The organism is Pseudomonas sp. Z1-29 (assembly GCF_051131995.1).
Taxonomy (GTDB): Bacteria; Pseudomonadota; Gammaproteobacteria; order Pseudomonadales; family Pseudomonadaceae; genus Aquipseudomonas.
The window spans coordinates 3,177,125-3,196,164 of the sequence record NZ_CP071645.1 but is presented as its reverse complement, the minus strand read 5'-3'; the positions used below and the strand labels follow the sequence as shown (position 1 = coordinate 3,196,164).

Here is a 19,040-nt window from a genome sequence, read left to right as displayed (position 1 = left end):
GAATGCCTGATTAACTTAATAAAAGTGAAAAAATGCTGACCAGTTGCACCATTTTTTCCGAGGACCGGTCCCGTTCACGTGCTGGCTTTCTTGCGCAGTGCCCATTCCAGGGCAAAGTCCCGTTGCTGGAAATAGTTGACCGCGGCGGCGGCCACCAACGTCAAGCACGCGGCCAAGCCCGCCAGCGCCATGTCCTTTTGCGAGTCCCACGGGTCCTGTTGCGCGCCGACGAAGGCCTTGGCGGTATCGCCGCCCATATAGGCGCCGCCGATCCATTCGATCAGCTCATAGATGGCCGATGACGACAGGATCAGGTTCCACGCCAGAAAATAACCCGCGAAACCACGGGCCGGGATTACCCGCAGCAGCGCCTCGCGTACCGGATAGGCCAGCAGCAGGCCATAGCTGAAGTGCACCAGGCGATCGAACTGGTTGCGTTGGAAACCCAGGAGCTGGTCCAGCGGCTGGCCACCGGTCAGGGCTTGCCACCACTGGTTGTAGGGGACTTTTGCGTAGGTGTAGTGGGCGCCGACCTCATGGATGCAGAGGAATACGAACACCAGCGTCGCCGACAGACGCGAGAAGCTGAACCGCCGATGGACCGCCACCAGGACGATCAGCAGCGCAAACACCAGCAGATTTTCCGCCAGCCAGTCGCTGCGCTTGACCGGCGCGATAGCCAGCCCCGTCCATAGGGCGATAAAACTTCCCAGCAGGATCAGCTCGTAACGGCTTGCTCGGATCGGCATGCTTACTCTTTATCCTTGCGCTGGCCGGGCAGCAGTGCGCCCAGCACCTGTTTGGCGGTCTCGACCACGATGCCCCGTTCGTTCGGGTCGCCCTGGAGCAGGGTCGAGGCAAATTTTTTCGCCTGTTCCAGCTTGATATGTGGCGGCAGCGGCGGCACGTCGGGATCGGTGCGGAACTCGATCAGCACCGGGCGTTCGGCGGCAAGTGCCTGTTCCCAGGCGCTGGCCACGTCGCTTTCCTGATCGACGAGGATGCCCTTGAGGCCAATGGATTCGGCGAACAGGTGGTAGGGCACGTCGGGAATGTTCTGCGAGGCCTCGAATTTCGGATCGCCCTCCATGACCCGCTGTTCCCAGGTCACCTGGTTCAGATCCTGATTATTGAACACCGCGCAGATCCAGGTGCTGTCCGTCCAGCTGCGCCAATACTTGGCGACGGTAATCAGCTCGGCCATGTTGTTCATCTGCATGGCACCGTCGCCCACCAGGGCGATGACCGGCCGATCCGGATGGCAGAACTTGGCCGCAATGGCGTAGGGCACGGCGGCGCCCATGGAGGCGAGGCCACCAGACAGCGAACACAGCATGCCCCGACGGATCTGCAGGTCCCGGGCATACCAGTTGGCGCAGGAGCCGGAATCACAGGTGATGATGGCGCGGTCCGGCAGCCGTGGCGACAGTTCAAACGTGACCCGTTGCGGATTGATCGGCTTGGCCGAGACCAGCGCGCGTTTTTCCAGGGTCTTGTCCCAGTCCGCACGCCAGTGTTCGATTTTCTTGCGCCAGGCGCGGTCGGTCTTTTCTTCGATCAGCGGCAACAAGGCTCGCAGGGTGTCGGCGCTGTCACCCTGCAGGTTGACTTCCATGGGGTAGCGCAGGCTGAGCATGTCGGGCTGCAGGTCGATCTGCACGCCACGCGCATGGCCCTCTCGGGGCAGAAACTCGGCATAGGGGAAGCCGGACCCGATCATCAGCAGCGTGTCGCAACCGGCCATGAGGTTGTCACTGGGTTCGGTGCCCAACAGGCCGATGGCGCCGGTGACCCACGGCAACTCGTCGGGCACCGCGGCTTTGCCGAGCAAGGCCTTGGCGACGCCGGCACCGAGCTTGTCAGCGATGGCAATCACTTCATCCGTGGCGTGCAGCGCCCCGGCGCCCACCAGGATGGCGACCTTCTTGCCAGCGTTGAGGACTTCGGCGGCCCGCTGCAGGTCTTCCTCGTAAGGCACGACCTTGGGTTTGCGATAACCGACGCCAGAATGCAACGTGCCGTGCTTATGGGGCGGCGCCGTGTAATCCAGGTCTTGCAAGTCGTTGGGCAGGATCAGCGCGGTGACCCGGCGCTCGCCCACCGCCGTGCGCACGGCGCGGTCGAGCAGATGGCGCACCTGCGCCGGTGCGCTGGCCTGCTGGACGAACGCGCCGGCTACATCCTTGAACAGGCTGACCAGGTCGAGTTCCTGCTGGTAATGGCCGCCAAGCGCATTTCGCGCTTGTTGGCCGCAGATGGCCAGGACCGGCATATGGTCCATTCGCGCGTCATACAGGCCGGTGATCAGGTGCGACGCCCCTGGCCCCGAAGTGGCGATACAGACCCCCAGCTCGCCGGTGAACTTGGCATGGGCGCAGGCCATGAACGCGGCCATTTCCTCGTGACGCGCCTGAATGAACTGGATCTTGCCCTTGGCCCGGTTCAAGGCGCCAAACACGCCGTTGATGCCATCGCCCGGGTAGCCGTAGATACGGCGAACCCCCCACTCGTAAAGGCGCTCAACCAGAAAATCGCCGACGGTCATGCTCATGTCTGTTCCTCGTCCTGATGGGCTGTCGTGTCGGGCTGCGACCCTGGGCAGCGGTACGCAGCGCCGTGGCTCATACAGGACTGGACCGACGCAAGCCGCTCAAGGTTTCGATTTTTTTACCGATTGCAGCGTCTTCAGCAAGGCATCCACACTCATTTTCCCGGCGCCCTGCAACAGCAACGGCAGCAGCGCCACCAGGTAAATCAATGGCAGCTTGAAGTTGCCAAAGCCTTTGTTGGTGATGGCGTATCCCTGGGCCAGTTCGCTCAGGCTCGACCAATCCGCCGGCCAGTGCACGGCCGCCGTCGCGACCACCGTGACGATCATCAGCACCAGCGCCGAAACACGTGTGCCCAGGCCCACCAGCAGGGCGATGGCGCAGATCAGCTCCGCCCACATCGACAGTTCCCAGTTCCAACTGGCCGGCACATGGTTGAAAGGGAACGGGAAGGCCGCCTGGATTTCGGCGAACCAGTTCTGGCCGTGCCATTTTTCCAGGCCCGACTCGAAGAACTCCCAGGCCAGGAACAGGCGCAGCCCCAGCGGTGCGAGCCATGAGCCGGCGTGGTCGAGGTTAAGGTGCAGGCCGTTCAAGGCTTTCGAAAAAGACGCGTACATGTTTGATCTCCCTTACTCAGGCCGCACGTTGCAGGGCGTGGCGCTTGTTGGCCTGGGCGAGCTTGCCCACCAGGCGGACCGCCGTGGCGGCGCAGATCAGGCCGAAGGGCAGCACGTACCAGGCGCTCATCGGAATGCGCTTGAAGTTGGAGTAGGCAAAGATCGCCGCCAACACCCACATGCCGGTGGTGTGCAGGCGTTTCCAGGCGGTGGCGCCGATCAGCCGCGTGGTGCTTTTGAACGAGGTCAGGGCCAGCAGCAGGATGAACACATAACCCACACTGCCGGGCAGATTGCCGACGGTCGTGCGGCCGGGCCAGAACTCGGTGTTGAGCTGGCCGTACCAATAGATCAACACCGCGTGCACCAGGTGCGAAAAGGCAAAGGCCAAGCCGATGAAGCGCCGTTCGCGCACCAGGGATTTGCTCAAGGGCGAGGGCACCAGCACGGCGAATGCCGAAGCGGTGAAGGCCAGCAGGAACAGGGCAAAGGATGACCGGGCGGTGGCGCGAATGGCGCTGCGAACGCCTTCGGTGAGGTCCGGGTTGAGTGCCAGGATCAGCGCGGTCATCAACAGCACCAGGGCGGCGATCAGGCTGAACAGCGACCAGCCCTGGAAACGGAAAGCAGGTGGCGTTGCGGTGGTGGCAGGCATGGGTAGGCTCCTTGGATTCATGGCCCGGCCGTCAGGGTGGCCGGGGACACAAGGAGTCTTTCAAGCGGGTGTAAGCGGGGTGTGTCTGGAATGGCGCTGGTGTGCAAGTTTGTGTATGTCATGTGCCCGCTGACACACTGATATACAAACTTCGGCACCGAACCCTGTGGGAGCGAGCTTGCTCGCGATAGCGTCAGGTCAGTTGAACAGAAATCGTCTGACACGCCGCTATCGCGAGCAAGCTCGCTCCCACAGGGTAATGCTGTTCAGTTAAGGCAACTCGCCACAGATCATCATCTTTCTCATGTGAACAGCATTAGATTCAACAGGGCGCTTGATCAGCTTCCGGATGGGGTATTGCAAGCCAACCGCAACTCGGCGCACAACCCACCGCCATCGCGATTGCTCAAGGTCAGCGAGCCGCCCATGGCACTCGCCAGTTGTTGGGCAATGGCCAGTCCCAGGCCCGTGCCGCCGGTTTCCCGATTGCGCGAGCTCTCCACCCGGTAGAACGGCTTGAGCACTTCGGCCAGTTCTGCCTCGCTGATGCCGGGCCCGCGATCCAGCACCTGGATCGCCAGTTGCCCATGGGTGGCAGGCTGGACCTGGATCTGCGCCGCGCCGCCGAATTTCAGCGCGTTGTCCACCAGATTGACCAACACCCGCCGCAGCGCATGGGGACGGGTGTCGATTACGGCGGCGTTCTTGCCCGACAACTGCACGTCCTGGCCGGTGTCCTGGTAGTCGAACACCAAACTGTCGAGAAACGCATCCAGGCTGATCCGGCAACTGGCCTCGGTGGCGCCATGGATGCTGCGAGCGTAGGCCACGCCCTCACGCACGAGGTGTTCCATCTCGCTCAGATCGCTGCACAGTTTGTCCTTTTCGATGCCGTCGTCCATGAATTCTGCGCGCAGTTTCATGCGGGTGATGGGCGTCTGCAAGTCATGGGAAATCGCCGCCAGCAGTTGCATGCGCTCCTTGAGGTAGGCGGCAATGCGGTCCTGCATGGCATTGAACGCCTTTGCCGCGTGTACTACTTCAGTCGGGCCTTTTTCGTCCAGGCGCACGCCGTGGGCGTTGGGGTCGAGGGTTTCCACGGCCTGGGCCAGCCGGGTCAGCGGGCTGACAGCGATGCGCACGGCCAGCCACGTGCAGCCGATCAACAGCGCCAGTTGCCCGAGCAGCACCGCGGGCAGCCAGGGCGAAAGTGGCGCCATTGCCGGACGCACATCGATGGTCAGCGGGTTGCCGTCTTTCAGGCGCAGGTGCGCCTGGTAGTGCATCTTCGGGCCTGGGATCTGGTTATAGGTCAGCGCATAGGCTTCGCCCAGGGCTTGCTGGATCGAACTGACCGATATCGGTGCGTTGTCGGGCAACATCGGCATGCCAGGTTCGCCTTCGTCGAGCACGTAGCCGTAGTTGCGCCGGGCCAGTTTCGGCAGCCAGGCCTCGCGCTCGGCGGCCGGCAGGCGATCGAGGATGGCGACGGACGTCGAGACGTCGGTCTCGAGGTTGCCGAGCATGGTGTTCTTCGCGCTCTCGTAGCGTTCGTAATACTGGACGCCAAACGACAGGCCTTGGGCCAGGACCAGGCCGATCAGGAAGATCAACGACAAGCGCGAGGCGAGGGTACGAGGCCAGCGCAGCGACAGCTTCATACCGACGCCTCGAGGATCTCCACCGGCAGCGAGAACACGTAGCCTTCGCTGCGTACGGTCTTGATGTAGGCCGGCTCACGGGCATCATCCAGCAGGCGCTGGCGCAGGCGGCTGACCAACAGGTCGATGGAGCGATCGAACAGATCGGCGTCACGGCCTTGGGTCAGGTTCAGCAACTGGTCGCGGTTGAGGACGCGCTGCGGATGATCGAGGAACACCCGCAACAGACGGTACTCCGCGCCGCTCAGGGCGACCATGGTGCCGTCGCTGTCCAGCAGGTGGCGGGCGGTGGTGTCCAGCCGCCAGCGACCGAACGCCAGCAGGCGTCCGCTCTCGGTGACCACCAGATTGGGCGGCAACATCCGGGTGCGGCGCAGCACGGCGTTGATTCGGGCGAGCAGCTCGCGAGCGGCGAAAGGCTTGACCAGATAGTCGTCGGCGCCCATTTCCAGGCCGATGATGCGGTCGGTTTCGTCGTTGCGGGCGGTGAGCATCAGCACCGGCGTGGCCTTGTGCTTGCCGGCGCGCAGTTCCCGACACAACACCAGGCCATCATCGCCGGGCATCATGATATCCAGCACGATCAGGTCCACCGGGGTGGTTTCCAGGAAGGCCCGCATCTGCCGGCCATCGGCGACCACGGTGGTGCGCAGGCCATTCTTTTTCAGGTAGTTGCCCACCAGCTCTCGAATCTCGCGATCGTCATCGACGATCAACACGTGATCGACATGATCCATGCTGTTCTGCCCCTTGGCGTTTTGTTGTTGGCCAGTCTACAGGCACCAGCCGGCCTGGCCCGCGACGGTTTGTATTGCAGTGTATCTGGCGCGCGGCGGATACACAGCGATGCAAAAAGCCCCCTGGCCCGATACAGGCGCGATACCTGGGCGGCATTCAATGGCATCCATCGAGGCAACACAACGGGCCTCTGCGATAAACCATTGAATCGAGGACATCGTCATGAACACCAAAGCCATCTACGCCGCCTGCCTGTTTGCCGCGCTGAACATCTGCACCTTGTCGGCGCGGGCCGAAAGCGACGTTCAGCCGCAGACCTATAGCTACGGCAGCCACCTGGACGTGCGCAAAGTGCTGTCCCTGACCGAAGACCCGCAACCGGCCTGTGGCGTGGTCAATGCCCACATGACCTATCTGGATTCCGCGGGACACGAGCAGGCGCTGGACTATCGCAAGTTTTCTGATCACTGCACCAACCAGAACTGAGAACACGGCAGCCATGCGAGCCGGCCTCTGTGGCGAGGGGATTCATCCCCGCTGGGTCGCGAAGCGGCCCCAAAGCCTTGAAACTCTGTGTATCCGATAGAGCCAGGGGGCTGCTTCGCAGCCCAGCGGGGATGAATCCCCTCGCCACAAAGGTATTGGCTCCCATTCATGCTTTACCCATTTTGAGGTGTTGCCATGCTTCTGATCGCTTTTCTCGGCGGGGTCCTGACGATCCTCAGCCCTTGCATCCTGCCCGTGGTGCCGTTCCTGTTCGCCCGCGCCAATCAATCGCGTGGCTCGGTGCTGCTGACTCTGGCCGGCATGGTGCTGACCTTCGCCCTGGTGTCGAGCCTGGCGGTGGTCAGCAGCGAGTGGGTCATCCGCGCCAGCAGCGTCGGCCGGCAAGTCGCCCTGGTGATGATGGTGCTGTTTGCCTTGTCGCTGATGTTCAGCCGGGTCGGCACGTGGCTCGCGCGGCCGCTGGTCAGCCTGGGCAATCGCCTCGACGCCGGAGCTGGACGGATGGCTGGGCCGCTGGCGTCGCTGCTGATCGGCGTCGCCACGGGGCTGCTCTGGGCGCCGTGCGCCGGGCCGATCCTTGGGGTGATCCTGACCGGGGCGATGCTGCAAGGTGCCAGCGCGCAGACCAGCCTGCTGTTGCTTGCCTACGGCCTGGGCAGCGCCTTGTCGCTGGGTACGCTGATTCTGGCCGGGCGTGGCCTGATCGGTCGGCTGAAACCGTCGCTGCCAATCACCGCGTGGCTGCGTCGGGCGACGGGCGGGCTGGTGTTGCTGGCGGCCGTGGCGATCGGCAGCGGGGCAGATGACCGGTTGTTGGCGGCGACGTCCTCCGAACAGTCCGCCAGCCTGGAAAAAAGCCTGCTGGAGAACGTGCCCAAGGCCATCGATTACGTGGTCAGCAAGGCTGACGCCAGCAGCCTGCCGCCCCTGGATGCCCAAGGTGCGATGCCTTCGCTGGCAGGCGCGGTGCAATGGCTCAACTCACCACCGCTGAACAGCGAGTCACTGCGGGGCAAAGTGGTGCTGGTGGATTTCTGGACCTACGATTGCATCAACTGCCAGCACACACTGCCGTACGTGAATGGTTGGGCGAAGAAATACGAGAAGGACGGGCTGGTGGTGATCGGCGTGCATACGCCGGAATACGGCTACGAGAAGATCATCGATAACGTCCGCGAACAGGTGCGCAAGCTCGACATCCATTACCCGGTGGCCATCGACAACCAGTATTCAATCTGGCGCGCCTTCAACAACCAGTACTGGCCGGCCCATTACTTCATCGATGCCAAGGGGCAGGTGCGCTACAGCCACTTTGGCGAAGGGCGTTATGCAGAGCAGGAGCAAGTGATTCAACAACTGCTGCAAGAAGCGAAGGCCAGCAACTGACCCGTGGTGAGGGAGCTTGCTGTGGCGAGGGGATTTATCCCCGCTGGGTCGCGAAGCGGCCCCTTTGATCTACCTGATAAACCAAGTTGTAAGGTGTTGGGGCTGCTTTGCAGCCCAGCGGGGATAAATCCCCTCGCCACGGTAGAAGGTATTTAAAAATAACGGCTTGAGAAATAATCCTATAGTTATTTCTAGGTTGCGTCGCAAAGACCTGGGGCCAAGTGAAAATGCTGGCCCCTTGCTCATCCACACCAAGTCAAACTTCTTTCATTTCAGAATGTTGGACGACAAACCTATGCGCGTTTCTATATGGATCGCGGCGGCCATGTTGCTGACCGCTGTCTCGCTTGAAGCCCAGGCCAGGGCGCTTACCTCGAACCAGCAGTCGGTGTGTCGCTGGGGGTCGGACATTGCGGCGGGCGCCCAGGCGTCGAAGCTGTCCGGTGTCAGCCTGTATGGGGCGCGCAAGAAGCTGCAAGTGCGCAAGTTTGCGCGGCCATGGATGCGCATGACTGCCTTGGGCATTACCGAGCAGACCTACAACAGCGCATCGCGGCTCAAGCCTGCCGCCGTCAAGCAGACCTATTACGAACAATGCGTGCGTCACGAACTGGCCCGACGATAAGGGTTCAGCCGGGGCTCCTGCCGGGCATTTCGATGCCATGCTGATGCACCCGGCGATACAGCGTCGCACGGGAAATACCCAGGGCCCGGGCCGCCGGGGTGGGTTTCCAGCGGTGACGCACCAGGGCATCGAGCAGCGCCTGGCGTTCCGGGCTGGCGCTGGGTTCTGGCCCCCGAACAGCGGTTTCGCTGCCGTGCAGTGACTCCGGTAAATGACTGAGCTGGACCACGCTCCCTTCGCAGACCGCACAGGCATAACGCAGTACATGTCGCAACTGGCGCACATTGCCCGGCCAGTGGTAACCGAGCAGGCATTCCAGCGCTGGGCCACTCAGTTGCACCGCGCCCCCGCACAGGGTCGATTCTTCCTCGAGGATGCGGTTGATCAACGCCAGCCGGTCGGTGCGCTCGCGTAACGGCGGCAATTGAAACCGGGCACCGCCGAGGCGGAAGTACAGATCCTCGCGAAACTCGCCGGCTGCCACCAGGGTTTCCAGGTCACGGTGGGTAGCGCAGATCACCTGGATGTCCACCGCCTTGCGCCGCGCGGCCCCCAGCGGCGCCACTTCGCCTTCGGCCAGTACCCGCAACAGGCGGGTCTGCAGGGTCAGGGGCATGTCGCCGATTTCGTCGAGAAACAGTGTGCCGCCATCGGCTTGTTGCAGCAGGCCCTGCATGCCTTTGGCCGAAGCGCCGGTAAAGGCGCCGGCGACATAACCGAACAATTCGCTTTCGATCAGGCTTTCCGGAATCGCCGCGCAGTTCAGGGCCACGAAAGGTCGGTCTCGACGCTGGCTGGCCTGATGCAACTGGCGGGCGAAGACTTCTTTGCCGGATCCGGTCTCGCCCTGGATCAGCACCGGCAGGTTGCGATCCTTGACCCGCACCGCCAGGCTCAGGCTGTCGGCCAGGCGTGGATCGAGCTCGGTCGAGGTCATCGTGGCGCGCTTGCGTGGGGTCGCCCGGCGTCGCGGCGCGCTCAGGCGGCCGTGCAGGAACGGGTCGAGCGGATAGAGGCTTTCGTCACGGGCGCGGTGCAACAGCTGCGGGTCGAAGACCTGGCTGATATGCCGGGGCATCTGGCCGTAGCGCTCCAGCAAGTAATGGCGCGCCGCCGGGTTAAGCGCTTGCAGGCAACCATCGTCATCCCAGGCGAACAGGAAATCCGGCTGGCTGTCGACGTAGCCGGCGTTGCGATGGGCGCGCAAGACCCAGTAGCCCTGGGCACTGCTCATGAAAAACGCCTGTTCGATCTCCCGTGCGCTTTGCACCACCATTTGCCGGATCAGATGCTGAGAACGTCGATCGTCCGGCGAACGCACCGCCGAAACGTCCAGTACCCCGAGCAGTTCTCCTTGCGGATCGAAGACCGGCGCGGCGGAGCAGGTCAGGCCGATGAACGCGGCGCGAAAATGGTCGCGCTTGTGTACCGTCACCGCCGTCCTGGCGGTGAGCACGGCCGCCACGCCGCAAGTGCCTTCTTCACCCTCCGACCAACAGGTGCCCAGGTACAACCCGGCTTTGCGGCAGTCGTTGCGCAGGGTGGTTTCCACCCGATAGTCGATGGTCTGGCCCTGGGCATCGGTCAGCAGCACGCAATAGTCGGCATCACGCACCCGGCCATGCAGGCGCGCCACTTCATCGCTGGCGATGTTGAGGAACAGTTCCGAGCGCTCGCGACATTGCTTGAGCACTTCGTGGGAAAGGATGCGCGGGCCCTGCAATGAGCCTGGGTCCAGGTGATGTTGCTCCATGGAGCGGCGCCAGGAGTCGAAGATCAGGTCCGGCACCGGCAGTTGCGGCAGCTGCGCGGCGTTCTTCAGCACGCGGCTGACGCAATCCACATGCGCCCGGGAGTGAGCGGAAAGCATTGGGGCCTCCGGTTCAGCTTCTTGTCGTTGTGCGCACATTAAGCGCTGATCACCGGGCGCCGGCAAGCCCGGCGCAGCGCAGGCACCGAGGTGAGACGCAACGTCTCAACGTCTCGCCGCCGTCCCGTGCAGGCTGACATGTGGCGTCTCACCAAGCACCGTCCCGGCGCACCCGAACTTACGTTTGAAGCGCTCTATATCGAGGCTTTCCAGCATTCAACGGGTAACTGGCACCGGCTTTGCTCTAGGCCTTGGACCCACATCAGGTGGGCTTCCAAGAATAAGAAAGAGGTGCCTATGTCTATCTGCCCAGGTCATTTGCCTGCCTACCCCGTGGTGGCGACATGAGTCGCCGTCCGCTCACCGTCGGCATCATCGCCAACCCCGCCTCGGGCCGTGACGTACGCCGTCTGACCGCCAACGCCGGGCTGTTTTCCAGTACCGACAAAGTCTCGGTGATCCAGCGCCTGCTGGCCGCGTTCGGCGCCACCGGCATCGAACGGGTGCTGATGCCGACCGACATGATCGGCATGGCCGCCGCCGTGCTGAAGAACAGCCACAGTCGTCAGGCCCGTAGCAGCCGTTGGCCGGCCCTGGAGTTTCTCGACCTGACCCTGCGCCAGACCGTCGAAGACACCCGCCGGGCCGCGCGCCTGATGGCCGAGCGCGAAGTGGCGCTGATCGCGGTGCTCGGCGGCGACGGTACCCACAAGGCAGTGGCCGCCGAAGTCGGTGATATTCCATTACTGACCCTTTCCACCGGCACCAACAACGCCTTCCCGGAGCTGCGCGAGGCCACCAGTGCCGGGCTGGCCGGCGGGTTGTACGCCAGCGGGCGGATTCCAGACCTGATCGGCTTGCGTCGCAACAAACGCCTGCTGGTCTGCGACGCCGGGCGTGGCTTGCGGGAAGTTGCGCTGGTGGATGTCGCCGTGTCGCCGCTGCGCTTTGTCGGCGCCCGGGCCATCAGCCGGGCGCAGGATCTGGCCGAAGTCTTCGTGACCTTTGCCGAACCGCAATCCATTGGCCTGTCGGCGCTGTGCGGCTTGTGGTTGCCGGTGTCCCGCCAGGCCCCGGGCGGCGCCTGGATGCGCCTGGACCCGCAATCGCCCGAAGCGCTGCTGGTGCCACTGGCCCCCGGTCTGCTGCAGGGCTGTGGCGTGCTTGCCGCCGGCCCTTTGGAGCCAGGCGTTGCCCACGGCTTGTCGCTGTCCAGCGGCACGCTGGCCCTGGACGGCGAGCGGGAAATCGAATTCAACGTCCATGACCGACCCACGATCACCCTCGATGCCGGCGGCCCGCTGAGCATCGACGTCAACGCGGTGCTCAGCTACGCCGCGCAACAACGCTTGTTGGCCATCGGTCGCGAGCACCCGCAACACCCCTTGAACCTTCAAGAAGACACCCCTGGAGAATAAAAATGTCGACACCGCTCACCCACGATCAATTGCTGCACGCCTATCAAGTGATGCGCACCATCCGCGCCTTCGAAGAGCGCTTGCACGTGGAGTTCGCCACCGGCGAGATCCCCGGTTTTGTTCACCTTTATGCAGGCGAAGAGGCTTCGGCCGCTGGCGTCATGGCCCATCTGGGCGATGACGATTGCATCGCCTCCAACCACCGGGGCCATGGCCATTGCATTGCCAAGGGCGTCGATGTCTACGGGATGATGGCCGAGATCTACGGCAAGAAAACCGGCGTCTGCCAAGGCAAGGGCGGCTCGATGCACATTGCCGATTTCGAGAAAGGCATGCTCGGTGCCAACGGCATCGTCGGCGCCGGTGCGCCGCTGGTGGTCGGCGCCGCCCTGGCGGCCCGGCTCAAGGGCACCGACAGCGTCGCCGTGGTGTTTTTCGGCGACGGCGGCTCCAACGAAGGCGCGGTTTTCGAAGCCATGAACATGGCCTCGGTGTGGAACCTGCCGTGTCTGTTCATCGCGGAAAACAATGGCTACGCCGAAGCCACCGCGTCGAACTGGTCGGTGGCCTGCGATCACATCGCCGACCGCGCCGCCGGCTTCGGCATGCCCGGGGTGACGGTCGACGGCTTTGACTTCTTCGCCGTGCATGAAGCGGCCGGTGCCGCCGTCGAGCGCGCCCGGGCCGGGGAAGGGCCGTCGCTGATCGAGGTCAAGCTGACCCGCTACTACGGCCACTTCGAGGGCGACGCCCAGACCTATCGAGCGCCGGATGAGGTCAAGCATTTTCGCGAGAACCAGGACTGCCTGATGCAGTTCCGCGAGCGCACCACGCGGGCCGGTCTGCTCACGGTCGAGCAGTTGGACCAGGTCGACAAGGAAGTCGAGCTGCTGATCGAAAACGCCGTGTACAAGGCCAAGTCCGATCCCAAGCCCGCGGCTGCCGACCTGCTGACCGACGTCTACGTCAGCTATCCCTGAATTCCCCTGAAAACAAGAACAGAGAATCCCATCATGGCGAGAAAAATCAGCTATCAGCAGGCAATCAACGAAGCCCTGGCCCAGGAAATGCGCCGCGACTCCAGCGTGTTCATCATGGGCGAGGACGTCGCTGGCGGCGCCGGTGCACCCGGTGAAAACGACGCCTGGGGCGGCGTGCTCGGCGTCACCAAGGGGCTTTACGACCAGTTTCCCGGACGCGTGCTGGATACGCCGCTCTCCGAGATCGGCTACGTCGGCGCGGCGGTCGGCGCGGCCACCTGCGGTGTGCGCCCGGTGTGCGAGCTGATGTTCGTCGACTTCGCCGGGTGCTGCCTGGACCAGATCCTCAACCAGGCGGCGAAATTTCGCTACATGTTCGGCGGCAAGGCCTCCACGCCCCTGGTAATCCGCACCATGGTCGGGGCGGGCCTGCGCGCCGCCGCCCAGCACTCGCAGATGCTCACGTCCTTATGGACGCACATTCCCGGGCTGAAAGTGGTGTGCCCGTCATCGCCGTACGACGCCAAGGGCCTGCTGATCCAGGCGATTCGCGACAACGACCCGGTGATCTTCTGCGAGCACAAGTTGCTCTACAGCATGCAAGGCGAGGTGCCGGAGGAGCTCTACACCGTGCCGTTCGGCGAAGCCAACTTCCTGCGCGACGGCAAGGACATCACGCTGGTGTCCTATGGCCGGCTGGTCAACACCGCGCTGGACGCGGCGCGCAACCTCGCCGGGCGCGGCATCGATTGCGAGGTGATCGACCTGCGCACCACCAGCCCGATGGACGAGGACAGCATCCTCGAAAGTGTCGAGAAGACCGGCCGCCTGGTGGTGATCGACGAGGCCAACCCGCGCTGCTCGATGGCCACCGATATCTCGGCGCTGGTCGCGCAAAAAGCCTTCGGTGCGCTCAAGGCGCCGATTGAAATGGTCACCGCGCCACATACCCCGGTGCCGTTCTCCGATTCCCTGGAAGACCTGTACATCCCCGACGCGGCGAAGATCGAACAAGCCGTGCTCAACGTGATCGAGTGGAGCAAGCGCTGATGAGCCAGATTTTTACCCTGACCATGCCCAAGTGGGGCCTGTCGATGACCGAGGGCCGGGTCGATGCCTGGCTCAAGGAAGAGGGGCAGGCCATCACCAAGGGCGATGAAGTGATGGACGTCGAGACCGACAAGATCTCCAGCAGCGTGGAGGCGCCGTTTTCCGGCATCCTGCGTCGGCAGGTCGCCCGTCAGGACGAAACCCTGCCGGTCGGCGCCTTGCTCGGTGTCGTCGTCGAAGGCGAGGCCAGCGACGCCGAGATCGATGCGGTTATCGAGCAGTTCCAATCCAATTTCGTGCCGGGCGACGCCGCCGATGAGGACAGCGGTCCGAAACCGCAGAAAATCGAGTTGGACGGGCGGTTGATCCGTTACTTCGAGCGCGGTGAGGGCGCTACGCCCCTGGTGCTGATACATGGTTTTGGCGGCGACCTGAACAACTGGCTGTTCAACCATGAAGCCCTGGCCGCCGGACGGCGGGTCATTGCCCTGGACCTGCCGGGCCATGGTGAATCGGCGAAAACCCTGCAACGCGGCGATCTTGATGAATTGAGTGGCGTGGTGCTGGCCTTGCTCGATCACCTGGATATCAACGCGGCTCACCTGGTGGGGCATTCGATGGGCGGGGCGGTGGCGTTGAACGTCGCACGACTGATGCCGCAACGCTTGCGCTCGCTGACCCTGATCGGCAGCGCCGGCCTGGGCGCGGAGATCAATGGCAGCTACCTGCAGGGCTTCGTCGACGCGGCCAACCGCAATGCCCTCAAGCCGCAGCTCGTGCAACTGTTCTCGAATGCCGAGCTGGTCAACCGCCAGATGCTCGACGACATGCTCAAGTACAAGCGCCTCGAAGGCGTGGACGCGGCCCTGCGCCAACTGGCCGGGACTGTTTTCAAGGACGGCCGCCAACAGGTGGACCTGCGCGAAGTGGTCCAGGCCGGCCACGTGCCAACCCTGGTGATCTGGGGCAGTGACGACGCGATCATCCCGGCGGCTCATGCCGACGGCTTGGCGGCGCTGGTCGAGGTGCTGCCAGGCCAGGGGCATATGGTGCAGATGGAAGCAGCCGAGCAGGTCAATCGATTGATCCTGGATTTCATTCAGCAGCACTGATCGAGCGGGCGGCGACTGATTCGCCGCCCCGCCAGAATAGGAGACAAAGCTATGAACGTTTCAATCAAGCCGACCCGCAGCATGCGCGCCGCCGTCTGGCATGGCCGCAACGACATCCGCGTCGAAGACGTGCCGCTGCCTGTTCCACCGCCTGCCGGTTGGGTGCAGATCCGCGTGCAATGGTGCGGCATCTGCGGCTCGGACCTGCATGAATACGTGGCTGGGCCAGTGTTCATCCCGGTGGACGCGCCGCACCCGCTGACCGGCATCAAGGGCCAGTGCATCCTCGGTCATGAATTCTGCGGTGAAATCGTCGAATTGGGCGCCGACGTCGAAGGCTTCAGCGTCGGCGAGCCGGTGGCGGCCGATGCCTGCCAGCATTGCGGCACCTGTTATTACTGCACTCATGGGTTGTACAACATCTGCGAGAACCTGGCGTTCACCGGATTGATGAACAACGGCGCGTTCGCTGAATTGGTCAACGTCCCGGCCAACCTGCTCTACAAGCTACCGGCGGACTTCCCCGCCGAGGCCGGCGCGCTGATCGAGCCGCTGGCGGTGGGCATGCACGCGGTGAAGAAGGCCGGCAGCCTGCTGGGTCAGAACGTGGTGGTGGTCGGCGCCGGCACCATCGGCCTGTGCACCATCATGTGCGCCAAGGCCGCCGGCGCGGCCCAGGTGATTGCCCTGGAAATGTCCGGCGCGCGCAAGGCCAAGGCCCTGGAAGTCGGCGCCAGCCACGTCATCGATCCCAACCAGTGCGATGCCCTGGCCGAAGTACGCCGCCTGACCGGCGGCCTGGGGGCTGACGTCAGTTTCGAATGCATCGGCAACAAGCACACCGCCAAGTTCGCCATCGACCTGATCCGCAAGGCCGGCAAATGCGTGTTGGTGGGCATATTCGAAGAACCGAGCGAGTTCAACTTCTTCGAGCTGGTGTCCACCGAGAAACAGGTGCTTGGCGCGCTGGCCTATAACGGCGAGTTCGCCGACGTGATCGCCTTCATCGCCGACGGGCGCCTGGACATTTCACCGCTGGTAACCGGGCGCATCCAGCTGGAGCAGATCGTCGGGCAGGGTTTCGAGGAATTGGTCAATAACAAGGAGCATAACGTCAAGATCATCGTGTCTCCGGCACGGATCTGAGGGCGCCTGAGGTGGGCGATTGGCGATGGCCGGCAGCGGCCATCGTCTTTTTTTCACGTATGGCTCAGGGATGGCTCAGGTGTAGGCCAGCAATCGACCGCAGAGAATCACCGTGATCCATAGCGCGATCGATACCAGTGCCTGGACACGCGCCAGCCCGGGGGCCTTCTGGCCGGTATTCCATTGTTCGACCGAACGGTAGGTTCCAGCATGAAACAGCATGGCGTTGATGCCCGCCGCCGCAATCAGACCGAGCTTGAGGATAAAGACGTTATTGCCGGCGAAATCCTGCGGGTGCGCGCTGAACATCATCAGCCCGGCCGGTACGATCAGCAGCAGGGCCGCAACGGCCCAGGTCAGCAGGTGCCGGGCGAGGGCGGTCACGGCGATGGCCTTGGACAGGCCGAGGACGCGCAAGTCGAACATCACCACCGCGCCCACCAGCACCGAAAAGCCGATGATGTGCAGCACCTCCACCAGCGGGTACAGCCATAGCTCGTCGCGCATGGCCAATGCCAGCGACGAGTCGGCCAGCCGGTCCATCCAGCCTTGCGCGGCCGGCCCCGTGGCCTGCATCAGCGCAACTCGGTGGTCTTGTCATCAATGGTGATGCGCTCGGCGCGCAGTTCATCGGGTTTGTTGCGGTTGGCATAGCCGACCACGGTGGCTGAGTTACCCGCCTTGAGCATGTCCTTGGTCAGCCCGCGGCTTTCCATGCGTGAGGGCGGCGCCAGCACTACGGTCCAGGTCTTGTCGGTGGTTTGCAGGCGCACGGTGCCGTGGGGATGGGAATACCCGGATTGCTTTATCGTGCCTTCCAGCGTCAAGGGGTTGCTGGCGTCGTATTCGCTCCAGCCATGGTGGGCAAACGCCGCCGTGGCGACCAGCAACGACGATAAACCAATGCAGCGAAGGGTGAAGTTCATGACAAGCTCTCCGGTTCAATTGGGATGATATTCGCTCCAGACCCGCTGCCCGTCGAGTTGGAGCAGCTGTTCCTCGACCTCGCGGAAACGTCGGTCGCAGTCGAGAAAGAATTCATCGAGTTGCGGCGGCTCGACGTGGGTGGCGCTGAGCATGGTATGGACTTGGCCGCGGTGGTGGATCTGGTGCTCGAACAGGTGCAACAGCAACCGGTCGATCCGCTCGCATACCCTGCCGTCGGAGCGCACCAGGTCGATGGAGCGGGCAAGGTCCGTTTCCCGCAGGGTTTCGCAGAAAGCCACCAGCCGCTGGTCGGTCTTGCCCTGGTTTTCCTTGAGCTCAGCGAAAGCCAGGGTCTGGTAGAAATCCCGTTCCTGGCCGTCAACATCGCCTTCCAGGGCAGTCAGGTAATAACGGTCAACCTCAAGGATGTGGCACAGCGTGGCTTGGATGGAGGGGAAAAAACTGGTGCGGTAGGCTTCGTATTCGGCCGTGTTCAGTTGCGTGCAGGCGCCCAGCAGCCGGTGGTTGGCCCATTGGTTGTTCAGGGCCTGGGCCAGGAAATAGTTCATGGAACGCCTCCCGTTCGCGTCGTTGCGCCGGGCGAAAGCGTAGCAAAGACTGGCGGTGGCGACGTGTTGCTGGTCGGTTGGCCCTACGAACAGAGGGCAACCTTTGTGGGAGCGAGCCTGCTCGCGAAGACGGCGGCACATCCAGCACCTTCGAATCAGGCAGACCGCTTTCGCGAGCAGGCTCGCTCCCACAGGGTTTTCATCGGCTGCGGCTTTACAGCCCCACATCCGGCAACGCCGGCCGATTGGCCAGGGCCTTGGCCATGATCTGCTCCACGTACACGCGGTCTTCTTCCGGCAAGGCCAGGCGCGGTGGGCGGGTGAGGGCGCTGCCGCGACCGGCGATGGCTTCGCACAGCTTGATGCATTGGACCAGGTCGGCGCGGGCGTCCAGGTGCAGGATCGGCATCAGCCATTCGTAGATCGGCATGGCTTCGGCGAACCGTCCGGCGCGGGCCAGGCGGAAGATGGTTTCGCCTTCTTTCGGGAACACGTTGGACATGCCCGAGACCCAGCCCTCGGCGCCGACGGCGAGGCTTTCCAGGACCACGTCATCGAGACCGGCAAACAGCACGAAGCGATCACCGACTTCGTTGCGCACATCGATGAAGCGGCGGGTGTCGCCGGAGGAATCCTTGAAACACACCACGTTGTCGCAGTCGGCCAGGGAAATCAGGATGTCCGGGGTGACATCGTTCTTGTAGATCGGCGGGTTGTTGTAGACCATCAGCGGCACGTCGGCATGCCGGGCCACGTAGCGGAAATGTTCGGCGGTCTCGAACGGCTTGGAGCCGTAGACCAGCGCCGGCATCAGCATGACCCCGTCGACACCGACCTTGCGCACTGCGTTGGCGACCTTGGCGGCCTGCACGCTGGTGAACTCGGCCACGCCGCATATCACCGGCACCCGGCCACGGGAGGCGTCCACCGCCACTTCGGTCACGGCGATTTTTTCCTCGGCGCTCAGGGAGGTGTTTTCCCCCACGGATCCACAGACCACCAGGCCGGAAACGCCATCGCGGATGACGTTGGAAATGACCTGGTGGGTTTTTTCCAGGTTGATCGAAAAGTCGTCGTTGAATTGGGTGGTGACAGCGGGGAATACGCCGCTCCAGTTGATGCGTTTGCTCATGGGTGTCTCCTTTTGGTATTTCGTATACGGGTATATGTGGTTGCTTTTGTGGCGAGGGAGCTTGCTCCCGCTGGGTCGCGAAGCGGCCCCCAGGA

General features: G+C 63.3%; 19 protein-coding genes. 8 read left to right on the top strand and 11 right to left on the bottom strand.

Features of this window, described 5'->3' with window-relative positions; translation table 11 throughout:
• Positions 1-74: 74 nt before the first annotated feature.
• The 6 genes from J3P84_RS14510 to J3P84_RS14485 form a co-directional block, all read right to left on the bottom strand.
• The gene (locus J3P84_RS14510) at positions 75-749 is read right to left on the bottom strand and encodes a DUF2238 domain-containing protein (RefSeq protein WP_434568558.1); all 675 of its coding nucleotides are present in this window, start codon (positions 747-749) and stop codon (positions 75-77) included.
• Positions 750-751: 2 nt separating this feature from the next.
• The gene (locus tag J3P84_RS14505) at positions 752-2,551 is read right to left on the bottom strand and encodes a thiamine pyrophosphate-requiring protein (RefSeq protein ID WP_434623834.1); all 1,800 of its coding nucleotides are present in this window, start codon (positions 2,549-2,551) and stop codon (positions 752-754) included.
• A gap of 99 nt (positions 2,552-2,650) precedes the next feature.
• Entirely contained in the window at positions 2,651-3,169 is a 519-nt protein-coding gene (locus tag J3P84_RS14500; RefSeq protein WP_434623833.1) for an HvfX family Cu-binding RiPP maturation protein, read from the bottom strand.
• A 16-nt stretch (positions 3,170-3,185) separates the two neighbouring features.
• Complete coding sequence (locus tag J3P84_RS14495) at positions 3,186-3,824, bottom strand: ferric reductase-like transmembrane domain-containing protein (RefSeq protein WP_434623831.1); 639 nt, start codon at positions 3,822-3,824, stop codon at positions 3,186-3,188.
• Between the two features lie 338 nt (positions 3,825-4,162).
• The gene (locus tag J3P84_RS14490; RefSeq protein ID WP_434604862.1) at positions 4,163-5,485 is read right to left on the bottom strand and encodes an ATP-binding protein; all 1,323 of its coding nucleotides are present in this window, start codon (positions 5,483-5,485) and stop codon (positions 4,163-4,165) included.
• Positions 5,482-6,222: a response regulator gene (locus J3P84_RS14485; RefSeq protein ID WP_123344949.1), complete on the bottom strand. Its 741-nt coding sequence runs from the start codon at positions 6,220-6,222 to the stop codon at positions 5,482-5,484. The genes J3P84_RS14490 and J3P84_RS14485 overlap by 4 nt, the downstream gene beginning before the upstream one ends.
• A 223-nt stretch (positions 6,223-6,445) precedes the next feature.
• On the opposite strand from J3P84_RS14485, the gene J3P84_RS14480 reads away from it, so the two are divergent.
• The 3 genes from J3P84_RS14480 to J3P84_RS14470 all read left to right on the top strand — a co-directional run bounded on the left by J3P84_RS14480 (position 6,446) and on the right by J3P84_RS14470 (position 8,741).
• Positions 6,446-6,709: a DUF2790 domain-containing protein gene (locus J3P84_RS14480; protein ID WP_434623828.1), complete on the top strand. Its 264-nt coding sequence runs from the start codon at positions 6,446-6,448 to the stop codon at positions 6,707-6,709.
• A 195-nt stretch (positions 6,710-6,904) separates the two neighbouring features.
• Positions 6,905-8,116, top strand: coding sequence for a cytochrome c biogenesis protein DipZ (locus J3P84_RS14475; protein WP_434623826.1), 1,212 nt, complete (start codon positions 6,905-6,907; stop codon positions 8,114-8,116).
• A gap of 295 nt (positions 8,117-8,411) precedes the next feature.
• Positions 8,412-8,741 carry a hypothetical protein gene (locus J3P84_RS14470; RefSeq protein ID WP_305494753.1) on the top strand — a complete coding sequence of 110 codons (330 nt, stop codon included), beginning with the start codon at positions 8,412-8,414 and terminating at the stop codon, positions 8,739-8,741.
• Between the two features lie 4 nt (positions 8,742-8,745).
• Here the strand turns inward: J3P84_RS14470 and J3P84_RS14465 are convergent, their stop codons facing one another.
• Positions 8,746-10,611 (bottom strand): sigma-54-dependent Fis family transcriptional regulator, encoded by a 1,866-nt coding sequence (locus J3P84_RS14465; protein WP_434623824.1) that lies wholly within the window; start codon positions 10,609-10,611, stop codon positions 8,746-8,748.
• Between the two features lie 344 nt (positions 10,612-10,955).
• On the opposite strand from J3P84_RS14465, the gene J3P84_RS14460 reads away from it, so the two are divergent.
• The 5 genes from J3P84_RS14460 (at position 10,956) to J3P84_RS14440 (ending at position 16,317) form a co-directional block, all read left to right on the top strand.
• The gene (locus J3P84_RS14460) at positions 10,956-12,029 is read left to right on the top strand and encodes an ATP-NAD kinase family protein (protein ID WP_434568550.1); all 1,074 of its coding nucleotides are present in this window, start codon (positions 10,956-10,958) and stop codon (positions 12,027-12,029) included.
• A 2-nt stretch (positions 12,030-12,031) separates the two neighbouring features.
• Entirely contained in the window at positions 12,032-13,009 is a 978-nt protein-coding gene (locus J3P84_RS14455; RefSeq protein WP_434604870.1) for a thiamine pyrophosphate-dependent dehydrogenase E1 component subunit alpha, read from the top strand.
• Between the two features lie 33 nt (positions 13,010-13,042).
• Positions 13,043-14,059 (top strand): alpha-ketoacid dehydrogenase subunit beta, encoded by a 1,017-nt coding sequence (locus J3P84_RS14450; RefSeq protein ID WP_305494746.1) that lies wholly within the window; start codon positions 13,043-13,045, stop codon positions 14,057-14,059.
• Entirely contained in the window at positions 14,059-15,171 is a 1,113-nt protein-coding gene (locus tag J3P84_RS14445; protein WP_434623821.1) for an acetoin dehydrogenase dihydrolipoyllysine-residue acetyltransferase subunit, read from the top strand. The genes J3P84_RS14450 and J3P84_RS14445 overlap by 1 nt, the downstream gene beginning before the upstream one ends.
• A gap of 81 nt (positions 15,172-15,252) precedes the next feature.
• The gene (locus tag J3P84_RS14440) at positions 15,253-16,317 is read left to right on the top strand and encodes a 2,3-butanediol dehydrogenase (RefSeq protein ID WP_434631323.1); all 1,065 of its coding nucleotides are present in this window, start codon (positions 15,253-15,255) and stop codon (positions 16,315-16,317) included.
• 75 nt (positions 16,318-16,392) lie between these two features.
• On the opposite strand, the gene J3P84_RS14435 is transcribed toward J3P84_RS14440, so the two are convergent.
• From J3P84_RS14435 to J3P84_RS14420, 4 genes are all read right to left on the bottom strand, one after another.
• Positions 16,393-16,893: a DUF6644 family protein gene (locus J3P84_RS14435; RefSeq protein ID WP_434623820.1), complete on the bottom strand. Its 501-nt coding sequence runs from the start codon at positions 16,891-16,893 to the stop codon at positions 16,393-16,395.
• Entirely contained in the window at positions 16,893-17,243 is a 351-nt protein-coding gene (locus J3P84_RS14430) for a DUF6152 family protein (RefSeq protein ID WP_434623818.1), read from the bottom strand. Before J3P84_RS14430 ends, J3P84_RS14435 begins: the two co-directional genes overlap by 1 nt.
• Positions 17,244-17,258: 15 nt before the next feature.
• Positions 17,259-17,813, bottom strand: a complete 555-nt coding sequence (locus J3P84_RS14425) for a DinB family protein (protein WP_434604876.1) — start codon at positions 17,811-17,813, stop codon at positions 17,259-17,261.
• 214 nt (positions 17,814-18,027) lie between these two features.
• On the bottom strand, positions 18,028-18,945 hold the full coding sequence (locus J3P84_RS14420; RefSeq protein ID WP_186632069.1) for a dihydrodipicolinate synthase family protein: 918 nt from the start codon (positions 18,943-18,945) through the stop codon (positions 18,028-18,030).
• Positions 18,946-19,040 lie beyond the last annotated feature (95 nt).

Bases quoted from the DNA above. Each gene is read 5' to 3' on its own strand.
- J3P84_RS14510 (WP_434568558.1), bottom strand. From the start codon at position 749: ATGCCGATCCGAGCAAGCCGTTACGAGCTGATCCTGCTGGGAAGTTTT.
- J3P84_RS14505 (WP_434623834.1), bottom strand. From the start codon at position 2,551: ATGAGCATGACCGTCGGCGATTTTCTGGTTGAGCGCCTTTACGAGTGG.
- J3P84_RS14500 (WP_434623833.1), bottom strand. From the start codon at position 3,169: ATGTACGCGTCTTTTTCGAAAGCCTTGAACGGCCTGCACCTTAACCTC.
- J3P84_RS14495 (WP_434623831.1), bottom strand. From the start codon at position 3,824: ATGCCTGCCACCACCGCAACGCCACCTGCTTTCCGTTTCCAGGGCTGG.
- J3P84_RS14490 (WP_434604862.1), bottom strand. From the start codon at position 5,485: ATGAAGCTGTCGCTGCGCTGGCCTCGTACCCTCGCCTCGCGCTTGTCG.
- J3P84_RS14485 (WP_123344949.1), bottom strand. From the start codon at position 6,222: ATGGATCATGTCGATCACGTGTTGATCGTCGATGACGATCGCGAGATT.
- J3P84_RS14480 (WP_434623828.1), top strand. From the start codon at position 6,446: ATGAACACCAAAGCCATCTACGCCGCCTGCCTGTTTGCCGCGCTGAAC.
- J3P84_RS14475 (WP_434623826.1), top strand. From the start codon at position 6,905: ATGCTTCTGATCGCTTTTCTCGGCGGGGTCCTGACGATCCTCAGCCCT.
- J3P84_RS14470 (WP_305494753.1), top strand. From the start codon at position 8,412: ATGCGCGTTTCTATATGGATCGCGGCGGCCATGTTGCTGACCGCTGTC.
- J3P84_RS14465 (WP_434623824.1), bottom strand. From the start codon at position 10,611: ATGCTTTCCGCTCACTCCCGGGCGCATGTGGATTGCGTCAGCCGCGTG.
- J3P84_RS14460 (WP_434568550.1), top strand. From the start codon at position 10,956: ATGAGTCGCCGTCCGCTCACCGTCGGCATCATCGCCAACCCCGCCTCG.
- J3P84_RS14455 (WP_434604870.1), top strand. From the start codon at position 12,032: ATGTCGACACCGCTCACCCACGATCAATTGCTGCACGCCTATCAAGTG.
- J3P84_RS14450 (WP_305494746.1), top strand. From the start codon at position 13,043: ATGGCGAGAAAAATCAGCTATCAGCAGGCAATCAACGAAGCCCTGGCC.
- J3P84_RS14445 (WP_434623821.1), top strand. From the start codon at position 14,059: ATGAGCCAGATTTTTACCCTGACCATGCCCAAGTGGGGCCTGTCGATG.
- J3P84_RS14440 (WP_434631323.1), top strand. From the start codon at position 15,253: ATGCGCGCCGCCGTCTGGCATGGCCGCAACGACATCCGCGTCGAAGAC.
- J3P84_RS14435 (WP_434623820.1), bottom strand. From the start codon at position 16,893: ATGCAGGCCACGGGGCCGGCCGCGCAAGGCTGGATGGACCGGCTGGCC.
- J3P84_RS14430 (WP_434623818.1), bottom strand. From the start codon at position 17,243: ATGAACTTCACCCTTCGCTGCATTGGTTTATCGTCGTTGCTGGTCGCC.
- J3P84_RS14425 (WP_434604876.1), bottom strand. From the start codon at position 17,813: ATGAACTATTTCCTGGCCCAGGCCCTGAACAACCAATGGGCCAACCAC.
- J3P84_RS14420 (WP_186632069.1), bottom strand. From the start codon at position 18,945: ATGAGCAAACGCATCAACTGGAGCGGCGTATTCCCCGCTGTCACCACC.